The organism is Streptomyces sp. NPDC017890 (assembly GCF_044328675.1).
Lineage (GTDB): Bacteria > Actinomycetota > Actinomycetes > Streptomycetales > Streptomycetaceae > Streptomyces.
Genome location: NZ_JBIRHU010000087.1, coordinates 1 through 3,471 on the forward strand (window position 1 = coordinate 1; position 3,471 = coordinate 3,471).

The window sequence follows — 3,471 nt, forward strand, 5'->3', positions numbered from 1 at the left end:
CGACAACCCTGGCCCGGGTCAAGCTATGGGCCTGCTCTTCTTGATCTTCGCCGGCACCCTGCTGATGGCCTTCGCGATCTACCTGGCGGGCAGGCTGGTACTCGCGGCCGGGGTGTCGATCGGCAACGCCATCAAATCCATCCCTGGCATCGTCGTCGCCATCGCGCCGTCGATGCGTGGACAGTTTTGGCGCACAATCGCCAACGTCGCGATGGCGCTGCTGCAGATGATGTTTTCCATCGTCTTCCTGGTCGGATACGTGCTCGTCGTCCAAGACCTTTTCGCTTCAGACGAATCGAACCTCATCCGCACCGTCTTCTTCGTCGACATCTTCCTGATCATCGCGCTCCTCCTCTTCCGCCGCGCGATCAAGGGTCTGCAACGGATGTCGGACAGCCTGGCGTCGATTTTGGCGAAGCGCCCCGATGCCGCACCCACATCCATCACCAGATCTACCCCGACGTCGGGCCGCGATATCGCGTTGATGGCTGCACAGGGCCGACAGATCTACCGTGGCGGCAAGGCCACGGTCCAGGGTGCAGGCAAGATCGCGAAGAAGGCGACTACTTCAACCAAAGCCGTTGGCTCAGTAGCTGGCACAGCGACATCGACTGCGGTAACGGGAGGCGTCGCTGCCGCAGTCTGGGCGGGCACGAAAGCAGTCTCTGGAGCGAAGAAGGCCAAGAAGTCGATCGACAATCTCTCCGACCCGGCCACGATGGCCCGTTCACAGTCCTCGGGCTCACGGTCCTCTACGAGCTCACCGAGCCGTGGAACCGGTACGGATAGCGCGGCGGCCGCGGTACGCAGTCGACTTTCGAAGGCGGCTGTTGCAGACAAACCGGGCATCAAGAAGGCGATCGCCACAGCACCGTCGGGGCTTGCTCCGGAGCGCGGACAAGTTCGCAGTTCAGCATCGAAGACCGTTGCACCAGACGGTCGGGCTTTCCGCGAATTCACCACCGATTCCGGCGCACCGCTGTTGTTGCCTACTACTCCTACCCGCGCTCCGAAGGCACCGAAGCCAACCGCCGCGCCTGCACGTCCGCCAGCTGCTCCAGTTGTTCCCGCCGTCAACATTCCCACCGGTTCCGGCTCGAGAACCGCAGGACTGATTGCGGCGGCAGCTCAAGCAGGAGCAGGTAACGCGAGGACCCCGCAGCCGAGCTCGCTGACCCGGCGGCCGCGCTGATGACGCTCCTGGCGGCACCACCGTCCCCTGATTCGGAAAGTTCGTCGAAGAAGTGGTGGTGGATCCTCATCTCCGTGCCGATCGTGTGCATGGTCGTGTTGATGGCGCCGGTTCTCGTCATCTTGTCCCTCACCGGTGAGGACACCACCTGCGGACAGCCGACCGGTACCGACATTCGTGCAGACGGATCCTTGGTAGGTCTGAAACCTGGATCGCTGGCAGTTCCGATGGCCGAAGGTACGTACACGATCAGCTCGCCGTTCGGCATGCGAGAAGGCGGAATGCATGACGGACAGGATTACGCCGCCCCATTGGATACCCCCTTCTACGCCGCAGGCGACGGCGAAGTCGTCGTCGCCGGACCGGCCTCGGGCTACGGACACTGGATCCGCATCCGGCACACCATCGATGGGCAGACCGTCGAATCTCTCTACGGACACATGACCGCAGCAGGAGTGCTCGTCAAAGCCGGCGACAAGGTCACCGCAGGCCAACTCATCGGCAAAGTCGGCAGCGAAGGACAGTCCAGCGGCCCGCACCTGCACTTCGGTATCTACCCAGGACAATGGTCGATGGGCGGTGGAGTGGACCCGGTTCCCTGGCTCAAGCAACGAGGAACCGCCTCCCCGGCAGCAGCCTCCGTCCCCGCTCAGCCCGACGCAGAGTTGGTGGCGAAATCCACCCCCGCCGGCACGGGCGGTCTCAACGCCAGCCAAACAGCGCTGGCGAAACAGGCTGTCGCCATAGGTGAGTCCATGGCCGTTCCTGATCAAGGAATCGTGGTTGCCCTGGCCACCATGAGCCAGGAATCGACCTATCGAATGCTCGCCAGCTCCAACGTGCCCGAGTCGCTGCAATATCCCCACGACGGCGTCGGAAGCGATCACCTCTCGGTCAATCAATACCAACAGCAAGTCGGCATCTGGGGCACCGCGGAAGAGTTGATGAACCCCGTCACGGCGAACGTCAAATTCTTTGACGCGTTGCTCAAAGTTTCGGGCTGGCAAACCATGCCAGTCACCGTCGCCGCCCAAACCGTGCAGGGATCGGCCCACCCTGAGGCATACGCCGACGACGAAACGCTCGCTCGGCAACTAGCTTCGCAGTTCAAAGGTTCAGGCAAAGACCTGACGCCGCAGGAGCTGGCAGACATCGTCAAGGGTGGCGGCGCAACAACGATCATCGATGGCGGCGCCTGCGCGCCTGGAACCTCGAACCCCGGTGGACCCCAGTTCAAGCCCGGGGGGCCATTCGCAGAGAACGTGATCGCTGCGGCCTCCCAATGGATCGGAACAACGTACGCGTGGGGAGGCGGAGATCAGAACGGCCCAACGAAAGGCATCAGTGATGGCGGCGGGGCAGGAGATGCGAACGGCGATTCGAACAAGGTCGGCTTCGACTGCTCAGGCTTGACGTTGTACGCGGTTTACCAAGCATCCGGTGGCCAAATTTTGCTCCCTCACTTCACCGGAAGTCACTCCAATCCCGGCCAGCTGTACGACTCCCGAGGCCAAGACATTCCGTTCGACCAGAAGCGTCCAGGTGACCTGATCTACTTCGGCGCAGGCGGCGACACCCATCACGTCGGCATTTTCTATGGCACCGAAAACGGACAGGACATGTTGCTCAACGCCCCGGAATCGGGGAAAAGCGTCTCGATCATGCCGCTCTCCGGCTGGGCCGGCGAAGAGATGTACGTCAAACGATTCGGATAGGAAACCTTCACCATGATTACTCGCAAACGCTCGCTCGCTCTTGCTGCTCTCACATCTGCCGCATTGGTACTGACAGCGTGCGGAGGAAGCGACGAACCCGAAGATCATGCGGTGGAAACGAGCGCCGAAGCCGACAGCTCGTGGACGGTACCCCCACTCCCCTCGACAGACGTCCTCGCTGAAAGTAGCCAATCCGGCTCGGCGCCGACGACAGTTCCGTCGCCGCCGACCGCCCCTCCAGCCCTGACCACCACTCCGCCTCCAGCGCTCCCCGACACACTGGCCGGAGCCAACGAGAACGACGCGCAGTCGGTCATGCTCGCCGCCGCTCGCACCATGCTCTCCTACGCGCCAGGCAAGGACGTAAACCAATCCGCGGCAGCTCAACGGGCGGCGCCACTCCTCGACGAGAGGTACTACGCCGCGAACGCCGACTCATTCATTGCGCTCGCACCCATCACCGGCAAGCAATGGCAGAACTGGGCAGACGACCATGCGATCGTCATTGCCACAGCGAGTATCGCCGGCGACGAACACCCTGCTGATCAACCCGAAAAAGTTTCC

The 3,471-nt window shown here is 62.5% G+C and carries 2 protein-coding genes and 1 pseudogene; all 3 read left to right on the top strand.

The annotated features are described in order from the left end of the window. Window positions 1-1,192, top strand: a pseudogene (locus ACH4F2_RS35335) (hypothetical protein); the annotation flags it as partial. Continuing rightward, entirely contained in the window at window positions 1,192-2,907 is a 1,716-nt protein-coding gene (locus ACH4F2_RS35340) for a peptidoglycan DD-metalloendopeptidase family protein (RefSeq protein WP_003944272.1), read from the top strand. The pseudogene ACH4F2_RS35335 and the gene ACH4F2_RS35340, both read left to right, overlap by 1 nt. A 12-nt stretch (window positions 2,908-2,919) precedes the next feature. Beyond that, window positions 2,920-3,471: hypothetical protein (locus ACH4F2_RS35345; RefSeq protein WP_398136755.1), on the top strand; the 552-nt coding region annotated here is incomplete at its 3' end.